The 19,093-nt window shown below is 35.4% G+C and carries 23 protein-coding genes and 2 tRNA genes; 24 read left to right on the plus strand and 1 reads right to left on the minus strand.

All coding sequences use genetic code 11. The features are described 5' to 3' along the window. The first annotated feature begins 55 nt into the window (after positions 1-55). The 5 genes from JN09_RS07020 to JN09_RS07040 all read left to right on the plus strand — a co-directional run bounded on the left by JN09_RS07020 (position 56) and on the right by JN09_RS07040 (position 3,959). Positions 56-277, plus strand: coding sequence for an IS3 family transposase (locus JN09_RS07020; RefSeq protein WP_084145138.1), 222 nt, complete (start codon positions 56-58; stop codon positions 275-277). 100 nt (positions 278-377) lie between these two features. After that, entirely contained in the window at positions 378-1,736 is a 1,359-nt protein-coding gene (locus tag JN09_RS07025) for a uracil-xanthine permease family protein (RefSeq protein ID WP_204434317.1), read from the plus strand. Positions 1,737-1,819: 83 nt separating this feature from the next. Continuing rightward, positions 1,820-3,295, plus strand: a complete 1,476-nt coding sequence (locus JN09_RS07030) for a DUF1538 domain-containing protein (protein WP_204434319.1) — start codon at positions 1,820-1,822, stop codon at positions 3,293-3,295. A gap of 9 nt (positions 3,296-3,304) precedes the next feature. After that, positions 3,305-3,634, plus strand: a complete 330-nt coding sequence (locus JN09_RS07035; RefSeq protein ID WP_204434321.1) for a hypothetical protein — start codon at positions 3,305-3,307, stop codon at positions 3,632-3,634. Position 3,635: 1 nt separating this feature from the next. After that, on the plus strand, positions 3,636-3,959 hold the full coding sequence (locus tag JN09_RS07040; RefSeq protein WP_204434323.1) for a hypothetical protein: 324 nt from the start codon (positions 3,636-3,638) through the stop codon (positions 3,957-3,959). Between the two features lie 42 nt (positions 3,960-4,001). On the opposite strand, the gene JN09_RS07045 is transcribed toward JN09_RS07040, so the two are convergent. After that, a complete protein-coding gene (locus JN09_RS07045; RefSeq protein ID WP_204434325.1) occupies positions 4,002-4,340 on the minus strand; it encodes a hypothetical protein in 339 nt (112 codons plus the stop codon). A 99-nt stretch (positions 4,341-4,439) separates the two neighbouring features. On the opposite strand from JN09_RS07045, the gene JN09_RS07050 reads away from it, so the two are divergent. From JN09_RS07050 to JN09_RS07140, 19 genes are all read left to right on the plus strand, one after another. Continuing rightward, positions 4,440-5,447 carry an AEC family transporter gene (locus JN09_RS07050; protein ID WP_204434327.1) on the plus strand — a complete coding sequence of 336 codons (1,008 nt, stop codon included), beginning with the start codon at positions 4,440-4,442 and terminating at the stop codon, positions 5,445-5,447. Further along, a complete protein-coding gene (locus tag JN09_RS07055) occupies positions 5,447-6,148 on the plus strand; it encodes a polyphosphate polymerase domain-containing protein (protein ID WP_204434329.1) in 702 nt (233 codons plus the stop codon). The genes JN09_RS07050 and JN09_RS07055 overlap by 1 nt, the downstream gene beginning before the upstream one ends. Continuing rightward, the gene (locus tag JN09_RS07060) at positions 6,141-6,824 is read left to right on the plus strand and encodes a DUF4956 domain-containing protein (protein ID WP_204434331.1); all 684 of its coding nucleotides are present in this window, start codon (positions 6,141-6,143) and stop codon (positions 6,822-6,824) included. The genes JN09_RS07055 and JN09_RS07060 overlap by 8 nt, the downstream gene beginning before the upstream one ends. A gap of 27 nt (positions 6,825-6,851) precedes the next feature. Continuing rightward, positions 6,852-7,256 carry a hypothetical protein gene (locus tag JN09_RS07065; RefSeq protein ID WP_204434333.1) on the plus strand — a complete coding sequence of 135 codons (405 nt, stop codon included), beginning with the start codon at positions 6,852-6,854 and terminating at the stop codon, positions 7,254-7,256. After that, positions 7,253-7,744, plus strand: coding sequence for a GNAT family N-acetyltransferase (locus JN09_RS07070; protein WP_204434334.1), 492 nt, complete (start codon positions 7,253-7,255; stop codon positions 7,742-7,744). Before JN09_RS07065 ends, JN09_RS07070 begins: the two co-directional genes overlap by 4 nt. 89 nt (positions 7,745-7,833) lie before the next feature. After that, positions 7,834-8,817, plus strand: coding sequence for a LacI family DNA-binding transcriptional regulator (locus tag JN09_RS07075; protein WP_204434336.1), 984 nt, complete (start codon positions 7,834-7,836; stop codon positions 8,815-8,817). 114 nt (positions 8,818-8,931) lie between these two features. Then, positions 8,932-9,354, plus strand: a complete 423-nt coding sequence (locus JN09_RS07080; RefSeq protein WP_204434338.1) for a GNAT family N-acetyltransferase — start codon at positions 8,932-8,934, stop codon at positions 9,352-9,354. After that, positions 9,338-10,264, plus strand: coding sequence for a ribokinase (locus JN09_RS07085; RefSeq protein ID WP_204434340.1), 927 nt, complete (start codon positions 9,338-9,340; stop codon positions 10,262-10,264). Before JN09_RS07080 ends, JN09_RS07085 begins: the two co-directional genes overlap by 17 nt. Further along, positions 10,257-11,177: a ribonucleoside hydrolase RihC gene (gene rihC / locus JN09_RS07090; RefSeq protein ID WP_204434341.1), complete on the plus strand. Its 921-nt coding sequence runs from the start codon at positions 10,257-10,259 to the stop codon at positions 11,175-11,177. Before JN09_RS07085 ends, rihC begins: the two co-directional genes overlap by 8 nt. 28 nt (positions 11,178-11,205) lie before the next feature. Continuing rightward, positions 11,206-12,591: a C4-dicarboxylate transporter DcuC gene (gene dcuC, locus JN09_RS07095; protein ID WP_204434348.1), complete on the plus strand. Its 1,386-nt coding sequence runs from the start codon at positions 11,206-11,208 to the stop codon at positions 12,589-12,591. A gap of 151 nt (positions 12,592-12,742) precedes the next feature. Beyond that, positions 12,743-13,015, plus strand: coding sequence for a hypothetical protein (locus JN09_RS07100; RefSeq protein ID WP_204434350.1), 273 nt, complete (start codon positions 12,743-12,745; stop codon positions 13,013-13,015). 154 nt (positions 13,016-13,169) lie between these two features. Continuing rightward, a tRNA-Val gene (locus JN09_RS07105) sits at positions 13,170-13,244 on the plus strand. Positions 13,245-13,573: 329 nt separating this feature from the next. Continuing rightward, on the plus strand, positions 13,574-13,873 hold the full coding sequence (locus tag JN09_RS07110; RefSeq protein ID WP_204434353.1) for a hypothetical protein: 300 nt from the start codon (positions 13,574-13,576) through the stop codon (positions 13,871-13,873). A 562-nt stretch (positions 13,874-14,435) separates the two neighbouring features. Then, positions 14,436-15,584, plus strand: coding sequence for an ABC transporter ATP-binding protein (locus JN09_RS07115; RefSeq protein ID WP_204434355.1), 1,149 nt, complete (start codon positions 14,436-14,438; stop codon positions 15,582-15,584). After that, complete coding sequence (locus JN09_RS07120; protein ID WP_204434357.1) at positions 15,577-16,413, plus strand: ABC transporter permease; 837 nt, start codon at positions 15,577-15,579, stop codon at positions 16,411-16,413. The genes JN09_RS07115 and JN09_RS07120 overlap by 8 nt, the downstream gene beginning before the upstream one ends. After that, the gene (locus JN09_RS07125; protein WP_204434359.1) at positions 16,410-17,273 is read left to right on the plus strand and encodes an ABC transporter permease; all 864 of its coding nucleotides are present in this window, start codon (positions 16,410-16,412) and stop codon (positions 17,271-17,273) included. The genes JN09_RS07120 and JN09_RS07125 overlap by 4 nt, the downstream gene beginning before the upstream one ends. Then, on the plus strand, positions 17,266-18,411 hold the full coding sequence (locus tag JN09_RS07130) for an ABC transporter substrate-binding protein (protein WP_204434361.1): 1,146 nt from the start codon (positions 17,266-17,268) through the stop codon (positions 18,409-18,411). Before JN09_RS07125 ends, JN09_RS07130 begins: the two co-directional genes overlap by 8 nt. Positions 18,412-18,521: 110 nt before the next feature. Continuing rightward, a tRNA-Ser gene (locus JN09_RS07135) sits at positions 18,522-18,614 on the plus strand. 174 nt (positions 18,615-18,788) lie between these two features. Beyond that, on the plus strand, positions 18,789-19,093 hold a 305-nt coding region (locus tag JN09_RS07140), incomplete at its 3' end, for a helix-turn-helix domain-containing protein (RefSeq protein ID WP_204434363.1).

Below are 19,093 nucleotides of genomic sequence, written 5' to 3' on the forward strand. Positions count from 1 at the left end.
CAGGGGATTTCAATACACGAGCAGATCATTTAAAAATCTATTAGATAAACACAATATGGTGCAAAGTATGTCTAGAGTAGGTAAGTGTATTGATAATGGACCAATCGAGAACTTATGGGGCATCATCAAATCTGAAATGTATTATTTAGAAACGTTTGATTCATCAGAAAAACTCACAAAAGCAATTAAAGATTACATTAAGTTCTATAATCAAGAAAGAATTCAACGTAAATTAAAAAGCCATACACCTTTAGAATATAGGTATATGGCCATCTAATTTTATATTATTTACCGTGTCTACTTGACAAGAGGCTGTTCAGGACACCACTGGGTGTCTTTTTTGTTAAATGGCCTAAAACCAAAAAAGGAGAAGGTCTATGCAAAGAGTTAAGCGTGTCGTTACAGGGTATCTACCAGATGAACGACCAAGTTTCATGAAGATGGTGTTGTTTGCGTTACAACACATATTGGTTATGTTTCCAGCAACGGTATTGGTTGCGCTATTAACAGGGTTTCATATTTCAACCACGATATTTGCGAGTGGATTTGCTACGTTATGCTTTATTCTAGTGACAAAGGGTAAAATCCCCCTTTATTATGGCAGTAGTTTCTCATATATCGCTGCGATTGTAGGGATTACAGGTGCAGAATATGGGACAGTTGCATCCAATAACTTAATTGGAGAGGCACAGTTCGGGATTATGATGTCAGGTCTTGTTTCGATCGGAGTAGGGTTATTGATAAGTAAGTTTGGTGCATCCAAAATTGAAAGAATCTTACCACCGGTTGTAACAGGTCCAATTGCAATGATCATTGGGTTATCGCTTGCAGGAACTGCACTAAGTCAGGCTTCAGGATTTGGGGTAAATAATCCAAACGGTGTTACTGGATTTTGGATTGTTTCACTCGTGACACTTTTAGGTATTATCGTGTTTACCGTGGTTTTCAAAAAAGGTGTACTATCTCAGCTGCCGATATTATTTGGCATACTTTTAGGGTATGTAACTGCACTAATTGTCGATTTCGGATTTGGTGTAGATTTAATCGATTATTCCAATCTGCTTTCAAATCACTTTGTGAGTGTGCCGCACTTTACATTACCCATCCCTTCATGGGCTGCTGTAATTTCGATAATGCCGATTGCGCTTGCCACAATACCAGAATCCACAGCACATTTATATCAACTGGATTTATATATTAATAACTTAGCCAAAGAAAAAGGCGTCACTAGATATGAAATAGAGAGTAAGCTCGGTCTTAACTTAATCGGTGATGGGATTGGAGATATCGCTTCAGCTTTAGTAGGTGGTCCAGCCGGCACAAACTATGGCGAAAACATTTCAACCATGGCAATCACGAAGAACTTTTCTGTCTGGGTATTAGGTAGTGCCGCTGTGATTACGATGATATTGGCGTTTATTACGCCATTAGCGAATTTGGTTTATACCATTCCTCAACCCGTTATTGGTGGCGCAAGTATATATTTGTTTGGGGTTATTGCTGCACAAGGGGTGGCGATTCTCATTGAGAAGAAGGTCGATATGTTCGATTCGAAAAACTTAGGGATTATCGCGGTAATACTTATTGTTGGACTTGGAGGTACGTATGCGTTTCCTAATGGTTCGATTCCGATGTTTGGAGCAAACCTTCCAGCGTTAGCATTTGCCTCAATTTTAGGAATACTTCTAAACTTTGGACTGAGTTTAATATCTAGAAGTAAGGTTGATAATCAGTAATGATGAAAAAATGCGAAAAAAATTCGCATTTTTTATTGTTAAAAATGCGCCAATAAGTTATTCTATTTACACGAGGTGATACGATGAAGAACAGTATTTTATATGCGAAAATCAAAGAATCTTTTCTAGCTGTTCTGCCTGTATCTGTCATTATTTTAATTTTAATCCCAATTGTCGGGATTGGAAGAAGTGACACAATCAATTTCCTTGTGGGTATTGTGTTTTTGGTACTTGGGCTTGCGTTATTTCAAATTGGATCGATTGCCTCAACGGTTTCAATTGCTGAAGACATCGGCATTTACATTGTTAGGAAAAAATCGATTGCGATCTTTATCTTTGTTGCGTTTTTAGTTGGTTTCATGATTACCATTGCTGAACCTGCTTTATGGGTGTTGGCTGATCAGTTTAAATCGGTAATCTCAGAACCAGCCTTAATCATATCGGTTGCACTTGGTGTAGGTATCTTTGTGATTATTGCTTTACTAAGAATCTTGTTTCAAATGAAACTAAGAACGCTTTTTATAATTAGTTATGGGCTATTATTTTCGATTGCTTTTGTGGTTTCATTATTTAAACCAGAGTTCATACCCATCGCATTTGATTCAGGCGGTGTTACAACAGGCCCAATGGCAGTGCCGTTTATCATGTCTTTAGGGTTTGGTATATCACATGCCAGAGGTGATAAAGCCTCTCAGGAAGATTCATTTGGTCTTATAGGAATAGCCTCAATTGGACCGATTATGAGTGTCTTAATCATGGGGTTATTTGTTACACCTAGTATCCCAATTATGGATACATCAACAACTTTTAAAGGGTATTTAGTACTTAACATCATTCAAATGGCAATCGCTATTTTGCCATTCATTGGATTTTTCGCAGTATTTCAAATAATCGCATTCAAGTTTTCAAAAAAAAGAGTCATTAAAATTTTAATTGCATTTTTATATACCTATGTGGGTCTTGTATTATTTTTAACCGGTGCTAATGCAGGTTTAGTAAATATTGGTACTTACATCGGAAGATATTTTGGGATAGAAGCTAGTTGGATTTTAGTCCCACTTGGCATGCTCTTAGGGCTTTTAGTTGTATCAGCTGAACCAAGTGTCGTTGCACTAAACAGACAAGTTGAAGAGATTAGTGCGGGGGCAATTAATAGAAAGTTCATGATGGTGGCTCTATCATTAGGGGTATCTGTCGCGATTGGGTTGGCATTACTAAGAGTGGTTACAGGTATTAGTATTTGGTGGATCCTGTTACCAGGGTATGCGATAACGGTATTATTAACCTTTTTCACGCCAAACATATTTTCTTCGATTGCGTTTGATTCGGGTGGTGCGGTTTCAGGAGCAATGACCTCCGCCTTTCTAATGCCATTTGCACTTGGTGCATCGGATGTGATTGAGACATCCAATGTCCTATTAGATGCATTTGGACTGGTTGCTTTTGTTGCAATGGCACCACTAATTACAATACAGTCGCTTGGGTTAATTGCTTCTAAGAAACATGCTAGAAGAATTAAACGTCAAGAAGATGATGAAATCATTGAGTTGAAGGGGTGATATACTATGATGAAACTATTAATCACAATCGTTCCTAATGGAAAGGCCAATCAGGTGTGTAATGTCATCCAAGAGGGGATCATCCATTTTCAGACGATTCTAAAAGCTAAAGGGACTGCCCCGACAGAGATGCTTGAGTTGTTATCACTAGGCGATCAAGACAAAGAAGTCATATTTAGTTTAGTGGATGGAAATGATGCCCACTTAATTATGGACAGTTTAGAAGAAAAGTTCAACTTCTCTAAAAGCACTTTTGGGGTAAGTTTCACAGTGGATGTTAGCACAATAGGTAAACTTGGATACGAATGGTTATACCAAGATTTGATGGAGGACAACTAATATGCAGTCTGTAATATTATTTATATGTAATCACGGCTATGCTTATGAAGCCATGGCTGAAGCTAGAAAAGCCGGTGCACGAGGTGGAACCATCATTCATGGTAGAAGCTCAATCTCAACTGAAAAACAAAAATTCTTTGGCATCACTATTCATCCAGAAAAGGACATCTTAATGATTGTATGTTTAGATGAACAACGCCAAACGTTGATGAAGGCCATTACTTCTAAGTATGGTGTAAGTACCGATGCTAGAGGTCTATGCTTCGCGATGCAAGTAGAAGACTCTATCGGATTTAGTTTTGAACCACTTCCACTAGATAAGTAAAAAAAGACACTCGTACCAATTGATACGAGTGTCTTTTATGGTTTAAGGGGTATTGATTTTTTCACCAATGAAGTTCATAAGTAAATCATTGACTTTATGAATCTCATAGATGCCTTCTTTGATGCAGTATTCAACAATTAAGTCAAACTGACTGGTTTTGTCAAAGTGGTAATGGTGTTTATCTAAAAGGTAGACGGCTTCAACATAGCTTAGTTTGATTTTGAGGATCTCAAAGAATACCTCAAACTTAGAAAACCCATCTTGTGGACTAAAGTACTTTTGACTCCGTTCAAGATGAATCTTTTGATCTTTATGGGTCAGGTTTTCTTTGTTGGAATCTAAATATGCTTTTAATTGATCATACAATTCTTTTTTATCCATAACATCACCTAATCATATTATACCTTATTCTTGAATCAAAGGGTGTTTTTTACACAGGATGTTGTTATAATTGTATTGAATAGGAATGGGGTTATTTTTATGGAGACACTTTGGTTTGCTGTAAATGCAGTATTTCCAATCGTAATGATTATTATTCTTGGGTATTATTTATCTAGGATTAGGTTTTTCAATTCTGAGTTTTTAATGAAACTCAACAAGTATGTGTTTTTTGTAGCACTACCTGTCTTGTTATTTTATAACATCTATCGAATAAAAACTTTAAAGGAAATTGACTTAATGATAGTCGCTATCGCACTATTAGGTGGATTGATTGTATTCTTCTTAGGGTTGTTAATCGTGATGGTATTTGTTAAAGAAAACAATCGTAAAGGTGTTGTGTTACAATGCATATTTAGATCTAACTTTGCGATTATTGGGTTGCCTCTTGCAGAAGCATTAGGTGGCGTTGAATCTACAGCAATCGCTTCGGTATTATCCGCTTTTACAATCCCATTTTTTAATATATTGGCCGTTATTTCTCTATCCATGTTTATGACAAATGGTGAGAAAATAGATAAGAAGCGAATTGTTATCAATGTCATGAAAAATCCGCTCATCATTGGGGTTATGATTGGGCTATTGGTTTTGGTATTTAGAGAACTGTTAATGATTAATCAGAGCGAACCGTTATTCTATATTGAAAGAGATATTCCTTTCTTGTATGATGCGATTGAGAAAATAGCTCAAACCGCTTCACCAATTGCGTTATTGGTATTAGGCGGACAATTTAAATTTAAAGCGATTAAAACCTTATTTAAAGATATCTCAATCGGGGTTATAGGACGGTTAGTGTTCGCACCAATAATTGGGTTTACAGTGCTTTATGTAGCATCACTAATCATTCCATCTGTAACAATGAAAGAAGCCTATATTCCTGGTATGATCGCTCTTTTTGGGTCTCCAGTGGCAGTATCATCGGCTGTTATGGCCTCTCAAATGGACGGAGATGATATGCTGGCTTCGCAATTAGTTGTTTGGACCTCGATTTTATCCGTTATAACCATATTTTTATCCATTGTAATCTTTAGGACGATGGGGATGTTGTAATGAGTCTACTCTTATTTAACCGATACGAGAAAAAGTACTTAATCACAATGGATGTCAAAAAACAGTTAGAGGCGCGCTTCCAAGACTATTTAGCAAAGGATTCATATTCAAAAGATAGTGCCTACTCAATATATAACATTTACTTTGATACCTTCGATTATGAGGTTATTAGGCATTCGCTATCAAAACCCAAATACAAATCTAAGTTGCGACTAAGATTTTATGATTATCCAGTCTTAGAATCTACAGATATCTATCTTGAAATGAAACATAAATCTCTAGGACAAGTTCACAAGAGAAGACAAAAAATCCATTTTGATGGTTATCAGAAACTACTTAAATCAAGTCTCTATACCGTAGATAGTCCAACACAAATAGATAATGAAATAATGTATTATTTAAAACACATTAATGTGCTTCCAAGCACGTTCTTATTGTATGAAAGAACTGCTTGGCAAAGTGAGAATAACATATTAAGAATCACATTTGACATTAATATGAAAACCGCACCCTATAGTGAAAAGGGGTTAGAGGATTTGACACCTATAATCGACGAAGACATGGTCATTATGGAAATCAAATCCAGCATGAACTTCCCGTTATGGCTTGTGAGAATACTTTCTGAATTGAACATAAAACCTACCCGTTTTTCGAAATACGGTAGAGCATATCAAAACACATTAGGAGGATATAATGGATAAATTAGTCATTTACTTAAATACTGAAATATTGACGGTTCAGACATTTTTGATCATTTTGATCGTAACGACGATTCTCGGAGGGCTTCTAGGCGGATTACTCGCTTTCTTAAGAAGAAAAGAAGGGTATGATCGTTCATTTTTCATTACCATTGTGTTGATGCCTTTAATTATCTCAATTATCATCCTATTGGTATCTAACAGCATTGCTAGAGCTTTCAGTCTAGCTGGTGTATTCACACTTGTCAAATTCCGTACGACTATAAGTGATACCAAAGACATTGCATACGTATTCTCAACCGTTGCGATTGGACTTGCGATGGGAATGGGTTATGTCACTTTTGCAGTTATCATTACGTTATTCATTATGGCAATTTTAGCCCTAATTGCCTTGCTTAAACTCGATGAAATTAAAGATAATCATGCGAAACTGAAAATCATCATCCCTGAAAACCTAAACTATATTGGTGCTTTTGATGAGGTATTTGGTACGTATTTACAGTTTTACAAACTCAAAAAAGTTCGAACCACTGACTTTGGATCAACCTTTGAACTTACTTACTTAATCAACATGAAAAAAAGTATTAATCAAAAAGCTTTTATTGATGACTTACGCGTTATCAACAACAACTTAAATATTGTTCTAAATCAAGAATACGTTGAAAGAGCGGTGGAATAAGTGTTCTCTTTTTCATATAGAATATCTATGGAAATAGGGGTAAACCGACAAAAAGTGGTTGAAACCTTTATTGATTATGATCAGTTTAAATATTATCAAGAACCAGAATTTGTTGGCTATCGATTGCTAAAGGGATCTTTATATCACGAGGATTCTTTGGTTGAACTTGCTTATAAATATAACGATAGAGTGTTTTACATGCAAGAAGCCATCTCAAAATGTGATTTACCTAACTCAATTACTCAAAACTACCTTTTAGGGGATGTTAAAAACAAGTGTGTATCAACGTTTACAGAAAATGGGGATAAAACGCTCTGGAGTATGGAAGTTACTTTTCAGTTTTCAAAAGATGAAGGGCAAGACAAATTCACATTTATGAAAAAGACAGAAGAAGATATGTTCGCATTTAAGACATATATGGAGAATTTATGATTCGTTTAGCAACCATTAATGACAAAGATTCTATTTTAGAAATTTATGAACATGCAAGAAGCTTCATGCGAAGCTATGGGTCTTCACAGTGGCAAGATGGATACCCATCAGCAGAGACGGTTAATAATGATTTAGCACAGGATGCATTATACGTTTATGAAGAAGAAAACAAGATTATTGGTGTGATGAGTGTGTTTGACTACGAATCTACTTATGAGGTGATTGATGGTAAGTGGTTGTCAGAAAAACCTTATAAAGTCATTCATCGAATCGCTACTCATAAGGGGTTTTTACACAAGGGCATTGCCAGACAAATGATCAATTATAATTTATATAATATGAATCGAGATAGTATTAGGATCGACACCCACGAACTGAATATCCCAATGAAACGATTATTAGATCAAATGGGTTTTTCTTACTGTGGTGTGATTAAATTGGATAAGCCTATGGATAATCTTAGATTGGCTTATCAAAAAGACAAATGATGGAAAAAAATAAACAAAAAGATTATTTCAACGATTTTTTTGTTTTTTTATTTTTTTACGGCTATAATAGTAATTAGGAGGGTTTTTAGATGAAAATCACCATAAAAGATTTAGCAAAACTCGCAAATGCTTCAGTAACAACCGTTTCATTGGTCTTAAATGACAAGCCTTCGAGAATTTCAGAATCCAAAAAGAACGAGATTAAAAAACTTGCTGAACTATATCACTATCAACCTAATTTTACAGCAAGAAACCTTGTTACAAAAAAGTCTAACACCATCGGGTTATTGATACCAGATATCGAAAACCTCTTTTTCAGTGCCCTTGCTAAAAAAGTAGAAGATGAACTTAGAAAACTTGGATACTCACTCATTTTGGTTAACAGTAATGATGATCACTTAAATGACGTGAAGTTGATTAGAAACTTAGTTAACCGTGGTGTGGATGGATTGTTATTAACACTGTCTAATGATGCCGAGTCACATAAAGAGGTATATTTAAGATTGTTTGACGATTTAAAAACACCTTTTGTTTTGGTTGACCGTGTGTTTGAAGAGTGTGATTGCCCTCAAGTATATTTCGATAACTTATTAGGTGGTTACTTAGCTACACGCTATTTGATTAAGAAACATCATAAACGTATTGCATGTATCACATCAAAAACAGGCTCTTTAAATGGTCTACAACGTTACAGAGGGTATGAGAAAGCTTTGGAAGAAGCAAACATTCCTTTAGAAGATGAACTCGTTATTGAAGGGGATTACCGTTTCCAAAGTGGCTATCAAGCTGGTGACAAGATTATTGATCTTAAAGCGGATGCTGTGTTTGCCTCAAACGACCTCATGGCGTATGGTGTGATTAGACGATTCAAAGAACGTAATAAAATGGTTCCTGAAGACATCGAAGTTGTCGGATACGATAAACTAGATTTCTCAAGCATGCTTGGATTAACGTTACCGTCAGTTGAGCAAAACGTTCAAGACTTGGGTAGAGAATCTGTAGGGATGTTAATGAATCAACTCCAAAAGAAGAAGTCAGAAACTAAGATAATATTAAAACCAACACTGAATTAAAGGCGTTTTTGTTGCGCCTTTAATTTTTTTATATAATAGGGGTTGACAGCGTTTACATTATTTGATAATATAAGGTTATAGATAAGGTAAAACGTTTTACCTAGTAGGTGACACATGAAAATCAGGTTAGAATCAAACGGACTTACAGTGGAAATTTACAACAAAATACGTGAAACAGCCTCATTTATTGCTTATGAGGATAGAGATATTGAATATGCCTTAAAGCATACATTATATAGCGTTGTTGCATACGATAACAGCACTCCAGTTGGAATTGCAAGAATCGTTGGTGACAACAAATTGGCATTCTTTATCAAAGATGTAGTCGCAATCCCTGAGTATCAACACAAGGGTGTTGGCAAACTCATGATGGAGGATTTATTTAATTACATTGACAAACATGCTGCAGAAAAAGCCTATGTTGGGTTGATGTCTACACCTGGTAAAGAACAGTTTTACAAAAAGTTCGGTTTCATTGAAAGACCAAGTGAAGGATTTGGAAGTGGGATGGTGTTATTTTATGAGCGAAAGAAGTAGAAAAGTAGTGGTCCTGGGAAGTATCAATATCGATCTAGGTATTTCGGTTGATAAGATGCCTCAACAAGGCGAAACCAAAACCGGAACGAACCTTATTGAAAATATTGGTGGCAAAGGTGCTAACCAAGCATTACAAGCCGTAGCGTTAGGGTGCAACACAGAAATGATTTCTGCAGTTGGTAATGACATGTTTGGCCAAAGAGCTAGAAATTACTTATCTGAAAAAGGATTGAATATTGATCATGTGTTTACTAAACCAACCAAGACTGGTTTAGCATTTATTACAAGAACCGATCAAGACAACCGCATTATATTATATAAGGGATCCAATCATGCATTAGATGAACAAGAAGTCGAAAATGCCATAAATGGTAAAGAAGGCGATGTCTTCATTACTCAATTTGAGATTCCTCTTAACATTGTTAAAAGAGGCTTGAAACGTGCTAAGGAACTTGGAATGGTTACGATTTTAAATCCAGCACCTGCTAACTATAGCGATGATTCACTTTATCCATATGTGGATTATTTCATTGTTAATCAAACAGAGGCAGAAATTCTTTCAGGCATTTATCCAAACAACTTAGAAGATGCGAAAAAGGTCTATGCCTATTTTAAAGAAAAAGGTGTATCAAAACTAATTGTAACATTAGGTGGTGACGGTGCAGTCTATTTAGATCCACAGGAAGTACAAAAAGTGGCTGCATTTAATATAAACGTACTCGACACAACTGGCGCAGGCGATGCGTTCGTGGGGGGGCTAGCCTTTGCCATTTGTCAAGGGTACGACACTAAAACCATGATGAAGATTGCATCCGCATCAGGAGCACATGCTTGCTTACATGTCGGGGTTGAAAATGCAATGGGTAATTATAGTCAAATCTATAAGATAATGGAGGAAAACAATGAGTAAAAGACCAATCATCATCGATACCGATCCAGGGATTGATGACGCAGTTGCAATTGGCATCGCGTTATTCTCAGAAGAACTCGATGTTAAATTGATGACCACAGTGGCTGGGAATGTTAGTTTGGATAAAGTAACTAATAACTTACTAAAACTATTAACATTCTGGGGCAAAAAAGTTCCAGTTGCTAAAGGGGCTTTAAGACCTTTAATGAGAGTTAAAGAGAATGCTTCAAACGTTCATGGTGAATCCGGTATGGATGGCTATGAGTTTGGTGCACCAGACACATCCTTGTTACTTAAGGAACATGCAGTGCTTGCGATGCGAAGAGTCATCATGGAATCCAAAGAAAAAATTACATTGGTTCCAATTGGACCGTTGACAAACATTGCTTTACTATTGTCTATGTATCCTGAAGTTAAGGAAAACATCGAAGAAGTCGTATTAATGGGTGGTAGTGCCGGTAGAGGAAATTATGGCGTCATGTCAGAATTTAACGTTGGCTTTGACCCAGAGGCGGCAAGAATTGTTTTTGAATCAGGGTTAAAAATTGTAATGGCAGGATTAGATGTAGGCTGGAAAGCTTTAGTCTATCATGAAGACTCATTGAAGATCAAAGCACAAAACAGAACTGGTGAAATGATCTATGCCTTATTCCAAAAATATCGTGGGGGTTCATTGAAAACAGGATTAAAGATGTATGATTCCTGTGCAATGGCTTATCTTCTTAAAAAAGAAATGTATGAAACAGTATTTACACATGTTTCAGTTGAAACGGATGGCACAGCGACAGCTGGAGCAACTTTAGTAGATTTGAAAGGTTATTTGAAAAAAGAACCGAATGTAACGGTTTGTATGGATATTAACCAAGAAATGTTTTCAGAATGGTTACTAAATGCACTCAAGAAGTGCAACTAAGTCATATATTAGACAATAGGGGGAAATTATGGATTTAGTAGTTATGTACGCAGCCAGTCTTCTTGCTGTAGCAGCAGTAGTATACATGCTGCTTAAAAAACTAGACATTAAAGTTACGCTAATTGGCGTAGGGATGGTATTAATTATTGTTGCAATGTTGATGGGGAAATTGCCTACCACTAAGTTTAGTGAGTTTATGGCGCCATTCAATGTGATCATTGATCAATTTAAGAAGACATTGCCAGCGGCTGGGTTCATCATTTTAATTCTTGGTGGATACACAGCATACATGAGTGCCATTGGTGCTAACGAAGTGACTGTCAATACATTGACTAAACCACTTAAACGCATCAATTCAGCATGGATTTTAGTTCCAATTGTATTCTTACTTGGTAACTTATTATCACTAGTAATTCCAAGTGCATCTAACTTGGCAATTATCTTATTGGCTACTTTATATCCAGTATTAAGAAAATCTGGTATGAGTACGCTAACCGCTGCTGCAGTTATCGCAACTACTGCAACCGTTATGCCAACACCACTAGGTGGAGATAACGTTGCAATCGCAGCTGAATTAGGTATTGACGTTGCTAAATACGTGTTCCAATACCATGCAATCGTATCTGTTCCAACACTATTCTTGATGGCTGCAGTTCACTATTTCTGGCAAAAATTTGCTGATAAGAAAGACATTGCAAACGGCGTTGTTAACGTAGATGATCTAGATTTAAAAGAAGTTAAAGAAGTTGAAGGCGGCGCATTATTCAAGACTGTCTACACATTATTACCTTTACTTCCAATTGTTATTCTATTAGGTCTATACTTATATAACATTATTCCTGGTACAAAAGACATCGCAATGTCAGTTGAACTTGTATCTATCGTTTCATTCATCATCGCTATCGTTGCTGAAATGATCCGTAGAAGAGATCCAAGAAAAGTACTTGATGGAACTGAATCATTCTTTAAAGGTATGGGTAACGCAATGGGTATCGTTGCATTACTAGTTGCGGCAGGTGTATTCGTTGAAGGTCTAAAAGCAGTAGGCATTATTGCTCACTTACAAGAAGTGATGACTACAGCAAACGTTCCAGGCTTCACATTACCATTAATCTTAGTAATCTTAACAGCAGTTATTGTCTTACTATCTGGTTCAGGTACAGCATTATTCTATGCTATGGTTCCATTAATGGCTCCTCTTGCATTAGCAGCTGGTATCAGCGCATATGCGGTCACTGTTCCAATGGGCTTAGCAGGTAACTTATTAAGAGCGGTATCTCCAGTATCAGCTGTAATCGTAATCGTTGCAGGTACAACTAAACAATCACCATTTAAGATTGTTAAACGTACAGCAGTTCCAATGGTTGCAGGTGTTATCTTTATGTTTATTCTTTCAATGCTATTCTTCTTGTAATAATAAACTCAAATAACTCATATTTGAAGCCGAACGAATAATGTTCGGCTTCTTTTTTTCTATAATATAGCTATTACAAATACTAATAATATAATGTATACTATTCATGTAAGAGTAAGTTATTGATAAATAGATCAATAATGGAGGTTGTATGGGAACTTATATCATTATATTTGGAGTTTTTGTTTTACTAATTCTTGTTCTTGCCTTTAGAACGTATCCTATTGAAGAGATTAGAGACTATAGAGGTAAAATAGTGTGCGTTATTTATCAAAAAAGAATCAATCAGTTTTTGGTTGTTGACAAAGTCATTAATCAAAGAATTAATTTTTCAACGTTTAGAGATGCTGAGGCGTACATTAATCGTAGGCTAAATCGCTTTGAAATGCATCCTGAGTTAAGTGGAGAAACAGTGGAATACTAGATATTTTCGCTTATATGACAAGATTATTAATAACGGCTTGTAAAGAAGCCTCTTTTACTTATGCAAATAGACTATTACTTTAAATCATTTTTTGACAAAATATCATCAAAAACACTTTGAAAAAATTGTGTTATCCTTTATAATAGTAACAGTTGGAGGCTTAGCTCAGCGGGAGAGCACTTGCTTGACGTGCAAGGGGTCATGGGTTCAATCCCCTTAGCCTCCACCATTTTGCATTCTTTGGGCTGATTTTTCGTAACCAGGCCTTTTTTTATCTAATAAGAAGAAATCAGTTTGAAAAGAGTGGTTTAAACTGAGTAGAAGTGTAGACAAATAGATTCATATAATTTTGAGTATTGTAGAGCTTTTTAGTGCCTAAACGTCTCGTGTTCATTAGAAACTTAAAAACGCGTAAAAAAGGATAAAAAGTGGTTATTATGGTGAATGCGATTGGGTCCTTATGTTTTTTTATGAGTAAAGAGATGATCCGAAAGATGTTACCATAATAGTTTGTCCAAATGAAGTAGAACAGAAATCGAATAAAGGAGTATTACATTTATGTCAAATTTTTTTAGGGATTCAGTTCAAAAAAAGGTTTTCTATGTCTACCTGATTGTATCAAGTTTGTTTTTCTACAACTTGTTTTTGTCAAATAAGTCTTTTTTTCTTGAACTATTACCGGTACTCTCTATCGCAAGTTTTTACCTTATGACGCCGCTTGTAATTTTTTATAGTATTATCGCTTTTTTAAGAAAACGAACGGTTAAGCAACTAACCTATTTGATGATTATGTTTGTCCCTGGATTGATTTATGCCGTTTGGTTTATATCACTTGCAGCTTCGTTGAGTAGTTTTTGATCGATTTTTGACAAACCATCCATTCACGGGTATAATGTAAGTGTATTCCCCATATATAGATTTTGTAGTTTAGATGCATGTCATGAATTACTGTATTTGTTTATCGGGATTTAAGGGTTCACTTACTTAAAGATTTTGATTTAAAGTCGTAAAAGCTTCACAGATTTATTTGAATCAAAGGTATTAATGTTTTACTTGAAACACAGATATATTAGTTTACCTATGTCATTAGATTTATAAGAATTAACCTAGCTTTCTTGTATTTGTATATATGGGGAATGCACCAAAAATTACACAAGTCCGTTTACGGACTTTTTTATTTTTTAAAATCATTTCCGGTCGTATTTGACGACTTAAAAAAACCTAGGATTTTCTAGTTTTTTTTTCATAGGTGTCTAATGGCATATCAATCGCATAGTAAAGCGATAAAATAACTTTTTGATTCTTTTAAAAAAGTGATCTCAAAAAATATATGAAAATTCTTCGATAAAACCACTTGCAAAACGAAAAATTTGATATATAATAATATCTCGTAAAATAACGAATTGTGGAGGATCCAGGATTGGAAAAAAAAGTTATTATTGAATTGTCTCACGTAACTAAAAAGTTTGATGATGATGTGATTGTAAACGACTTAAGTTTACAGATTTATGAAAATGAGTTTATTACATTGTTGGGACCGTCTGGGTGTGGAAAAACAACGACACTTAGAATGATCGGTGGTTTTGAAAAAGCTAATTCGGGAGATATCATCATTAACGGTAAAATCTTTAATGACTTACCTCCATACGCAAGACCTATTAATACAGTCTTCCAAAGCTATGCACTATTTCCTCACCTAAACGTGATCGATAACGTCGCATTCGGACTAAATAACAGGCCATTAAGCTACTTGATTAGTTTCTTTGGGGAAGAAAAACTCCATAATGAAATTAAACAAACCTTGAACGTAACAGAAGTTACCAAAAAACAACTTAAAGCTAAGATTACAGAAAAGATTTATAATGCTTCAAAAGAAGCACTACAAATGGTTAGTTTAAAAGGCTTTGAGAACAGAAAAATAACACAATTATCTGGTGGACAACAACAAAGAGTTGCTTTGGCTAGAGCGATTGTTAATAAACCAAAAATCCTATTACTGGATGAACCACTTGCAGCACTTGACTTAAAGTTAAGACAAAACATGCAATATGAATTGAAAGAAATGCAAAGACAACTAGGTATCACATTTATCTTCGTTACCCATGACCAAGAAGAAGCAATGACAATGTCAGACAGAATTGTTGTCATGCGTCAAGGGGTTATCGAACAAATGGGAACACCAAGACACATCTATAATGAACCAGTGAACCGCTATGTTGCAACATTTATTGGGGAATCTAACATCATTAGAGGAACTTATTTAAAGAAAGACTTAGTGAACTTTATGGGTGTAGATTTTGACTGTACAGGTTACACATTTAAAAATGGGGAAACTGTCGATGTCGTGATTAGACCAGAAGACTTTGACGTGGTGGAATTAGATAAAGCTAAATTAAGAGGCATTGTAACTTCATCCATCTTCAAAGGCGTTCATAATGAATTGACTGTTGTCGTTGACAACGTTGAATTAATGGTTAACACTTACGAAAACTATGCTGTAGGTGAACCTATCGGTCTTAAAGTCGATGCTTATGAAATTCATTTGATGAAGGTTACTGAGAATGAATAATAAATCTTTCAGAAATTTAGCCAAACCTTATGTTTATTGGCTTTATATACTGGCACTTGTTCCAGTCTTTGTGATGGTCATTCTTTCAGTATTGAAATCTGAAGGGATTGCCTTTGATGAAATGTCTTTCTCACTAGAAAGTTTTACCTTGCTAACCGAAAGAAGCACACTTGTTGCGTTTAGAAATAGTTTCTTATATGCTTTTGTTGCAACCGTGATTTCTGTTGTCTTAGGGTACTTTGTTGCATACCGTATATTCAAATCAAAGTTTAATAATAAGTTTTTAATTTTAACCATGCTGATTCTTCCAATGTGGTCCAATCTTTTACTAAGAACAGAAGCCCTTGGAAACATTATGGAACATAATAACATCCTTACAGATTTATTATCTCGCATAGGCATAACTGCATCCATCGGAATCAAAGGAACACCACTTGCAGTCATTATTGGGTTAGTATTTACTTATTTACCATTTGCGATACTACCAATCTATACAGCCCTTGAAAAAATCAGCTATAGCTTAGAAGAAGCAGCGCTAGATTTAGGACTACCAGAAATGAAAAAGTTCTGGAAGGTTATTTTCCCATTATCGATTAAAGGCGTTGTATCGGCATCTATTTTAGTATTCTTGCCAACATTATCTGGGTTTGCCATTCCACAAATACTTGGTAAAGGAAACATCGTATTAATTGGTAACGTGATTGAAGAATCATTTAGAAACATGAACTATAACTTTGGTTCATTGCTTGCAATTATTATTCTGTTCTTCATTTTAGGATCCATCCTAATCATTAGTAAGACTGATAAGGAAGGAGAAACATTATTATGACCAATAACTATCCAAAAGCTACGCTTGAAGAGTATGGGTATAAAGATCGTAAACACTTAAAAAAAGTATTCCATGTTTTAGGAAATGCATTAGTTGTATTTACAGTTATCATGATGTATATCTCCATCTTCACACTTGCCGTTCAATCTGTAAACTCAAGTACAGATATCACTAGATTTGAATCCTTCACATTAAAATGGTATTTCAATATGTTTTCTAACCGTATGCTTCGTGGGGCTATTATCAATACATTTATTGTCAGTATTACAGCCACATTGATTGCAACCATACTTGGAACATTTATTGCGATTGGGATTAACGCGTTTGAAAAGAAAAAACGTCAAAGCTTGATGTTACTTAATAATATCCCAGTATTGAACGCAGATATTATCACTGGTATTTCATTAATGCTTATATTCTCACTTGTATTACCAGTATTCCCATATTTCTTTGGACCATTTACAATGATTTTGGCGCATTTATTCTTTACATTACCTTATGTCGTACTTTCAGTGTTGCCTAAGTTAAAGGAAATTGACAAATTCTTAATGGATGCGGCACTCGATTTAGGGGTTAGACCTTATAGAGCACTACTTAAAGTTGTCATTCCAGCAATTAAAGCAGGTATTTTCTCAGGGATGTTATTAGCATTCACAATGAGTTTAGATGACTTTGTCATATCTTACTATACTACAGGAAACGGCTTTAATAACCTTTCAATTTGGGTATACGGTTCAATTGGTAGACGTTCACTAACACCATCTGTCTATGCTTACTCAACTGCTTTAACGGTAGTTACATTAGGGTTACTGCTTGGCAATCACTTCTTCCAAAAAAGGAGAGCAAAACACCATGGTTAATATAAAGAAACTCTACCTAATGGCTATTGTCGTATTAGGATTAGTCATTCTAAGTGGCTGTAATAACAAAAAGACTTTGTTATTGCTAAACTGGGGTGAATACCTAAACGAAGAAGTATTAATTGCTTTTGAAAAAGAAACTGGCTACACAGTTGTTCAAGATTTAGCAGATTCAAACGAACTCTTTTATTCGAAAATCAAAAGTGGAACAACCGCTTATGATTTAGTGATTCCTTCAGATTATATGATTCATAAGATGTATGAGAAGGACTTACTTCAAGAAATTGATTTTACGAAACTAACAAACTATGATCCAGTCAACAACCCTTTCATGGAAGGGGTCAAAGGTATTCAAAGCGAAATGTTCTTGAATAATGAACGTTATGCAGTGCCTTATTTCTGGGGTACATTCGGAATCATTTATAATAAACAAAAAGCTGGGTTAGAAGAAGCGGTCCTAACTCATGGTTGGGATGCGTACTTTGATAAGCAATTCCGTCCTGCAGGGACAAGGGTCGCGATGTATAACGTCCCTAGATTTGCCTATTCAGCTGCTATGTTTTATAACAATTTAGATCCAAATGTAATCACGGAAGAAACAATCGATATTGCCTATGATACATTGTTGAATGCAGGATTCACAGAATGGGGTTTTGATACCTTGAAAAAAGGCATCGTTGCTAACAACCTCGACATGGCATTCACCTACACTGGTGACTTCCTGGATATGTTATACACAAGATTAGATGCTGGTGATACCTTAGAAGACATCACATTTGATATTTATATTCCGCAAAATACCATTGCTTTCATGGATGCTTTAGTGATTCCAAAAAAAGCTAGACATGTTGATGCGGCACATGAGTTCATTGACTTTCTACTAAGACCTGAGATTGCTTATTTAAACGCTAGTGCAATTGGATATGCAACACCTCTACAAAAGTCATATGATTTAATCGTATCTCACTTAGGTGATGAAGACACTTGGCTAAACCAATGGGCATATGCCAATCAAACTTATTATCCATTACCACTTGAAACAGATGTTGTTAAATATAAAGGGACACCTTTAGCCAATATCGATCAAGACTGGATTGATAAAATCACAACAATGGTTAATAACGTTAAATCAAGATAATCTAATAGATAAAGGCTCACGCAAGATTGCGTGAGCCTTTAACATAATTAGCTTAAAATCTACATAAATAGGATGAAACTACTATAAAGGTATGTTATAATCATTTTGCTGGAGAAATACCCAAGTCCGGCTGAAGGGTCTGGCCTCGAAAACCAGTAGGGCGAGAAATCGCCGCGAGGGTTCGAATCCCTCTTTCTCCGCCATATAAGAAGCATAGGTTTGATACAATAGTATCAAGCCTTTTTTACATGCAGAAAGGAGATTTTTTCCCTATATTCAGAATTTTAAACTATGCTCTGCTACGAAAAAGTGGGACACATAGGTACCACCTAAAAGAACATATTGTATAATATAAAAATATAAGGAGCAGAAAGCCTATGAATGAGTATAGTGTTGACTTCAAACTAAAGATTGTTAAGATGATATTAAATGATCACATCAGTAAAAAATCCATTATGAGGGAATACAACGTCGCTACCAAAACACAAAGACAGTGGGTAGAGAAGTATCAAACAGAAGGGATCAGTGGTTTAATAACCAAAAGAAAAATAAGAGATAAAATACCAACGAATCAAGAAGAAGCATCAATTGAGTCTTTAAAGCATGAAATACTCATGCTTAAAGTAGAAATAGAACGTTTAAAAAAAGGTTATAGCTCGGAGGATGTCAAATACTTAAAAAA

The organism is Paracholeplasma morum, from assembly GCF_016907055.1.
GTDB classification, from domain to species: Bacteria; Bacillota_I; Bacilli_A; order Acholeplasmatales; family UBA5453; genus Paracholeplasma; species Paracholeplasma morum.

Bases quoted from the DNA above. Each gene is read 5' to 3' on its own strand.
- JN09_RS07020 (WP_084145138.1), top strand. From the start codon at position 56: ATGGTGCAAAGTATGTCTAGAGTAGGTAAGTGTATTGATAATGGACCA.
- JN09_RS07025 (WP_204434317.1), top strand. From the start codon at position 378: ATGCAAAGAGTTAAGCGTGTCGTTACAGGGTATCTACCAGATGAACGA.
- JN09_RS07030 (WP_204434319.1), top strand. From the start codon at position 1,820: ATGAAGAACAGTATTTTATATGCGAAAATCAAAGAATCTTTTCTAGCT.
- JN09_RS07035 (WP_204434321.1), top strand. From the start codon at position 3,305: ATGAAACTATTAATCACAATCGTTCCTAATGGAAAGGCCAATCAGGTG.
- JN09_RS07040 (WP_204434323.1), top strand. From the start codon at position 3,636: ATGCAGTCTGTAATATTATTTATATGTAATCACGGCTATGCTTATGAA.
- JN09_RS07045 (WP_204434325.1), bottom strand. From the start codon at position 4,340: ATGGATAAAAAAGAATTGTATGATCAATTAAAAGCATATTTAGATTCC.
- JN09_RS07050 (WP_204434327.1), top strand. From the start codon at position 4,440: ATGGAGACACTTTGGTTTGCTGTAAATGCAGTATTTCCAATCGTAATG.
- JN09_RS07055 (WP_204434329.1), top strand. From the start codon at position 5,447: ATGAGTCTACTCTTATTTAACCGATACGAGAAAAAGTACTTAATCACA.
- JN09_RS07060 (WP_204434331.1), top strand. From the start codon at position 6,141: ATGGATAAATTAGTCATTTACTTAAATACTGAAATATTGACGGTTCAG.
- JN09_RS07065 (WP_204434333.1), top strand. From the start codon at position 6,852: ATGGAAATAGGGGTAAACCGACAAAAAGTGGTTGAAACCTTTATTGAT.
- JN09_RS07070 (WP_204434334.1), top strand. From the start codon at position 7,253: ATGATTCGTTTAGCAACCATTAATGACAAAGATTCTATTTTAGAAATT.
- JN09_RS07075 (WP_204434336.1), top strand. From the start codon at position 7,834: ATGAAAATCACCATAAAAGATTTAGCAAAACTCGCAAATGCTTCAGTA.
- JN09_RS07080 (WP_204434338.1), top strand. From the start codon at position 8,932: ATGAAAATCAGGTTAGAATCAAACGGACTTACAGTGGAAATTTACAAC.
- JN09_RS07085 (WP_204434340.1), top strand. From the start codon at position 9,338: ATGAGCGAAAGAAGTAGAAAAGTAGTGGTCCTGGGAAGTATCAATATC.
- rihC (WP_204434341.1), top strand. From the start codon at position 10,257: ATGAGTAAAAGACCAATCATCATCGATACCGATCCAGGGATTGATGAC.
- dcuC (WP_204434348.1), top strand. From the start codon at position 11,206: ATGGATTTAGTAGTTATGTACGCAGCCAGTCTTCTTGCTGTAGCAGCA.
- JN09_RS07100 (WP_204434350.1), top strand. From the start codon at position 12,743: ATGGGAACTTATATCATTATATTTGGAGTTTTTGTTTTACTAATTCTT.
- JN09_RS07110 (WP_204434353.1), top strand. From the start codon at position 13,574: ATGTCAAATTTTTTTAGGGATTCAGTTCAAAAAAAGGTTTTCTATGTC.
- JN09_RS07120 (WP_204434357.1), top strand. From the start codon at position 15,577: ATGAATAATAAATCTTTCAGAAATTTAGCCAAACCTTATGTTTATTGG.
- JN09_RS07125 (WP_204434359.1), top strand. From the start codon at position 16,410: ATGACCAATAACTATCCAAAAGCTACGCTTGAAGAGTATGGGTATAAA.
- JN09_RS07130 (WP_204434361.1), top strand. From the start codon at position 17,266: ATGGTTAATATAAAGAAACTCTACCTAATGGCTATTGTCGTATTAGGA.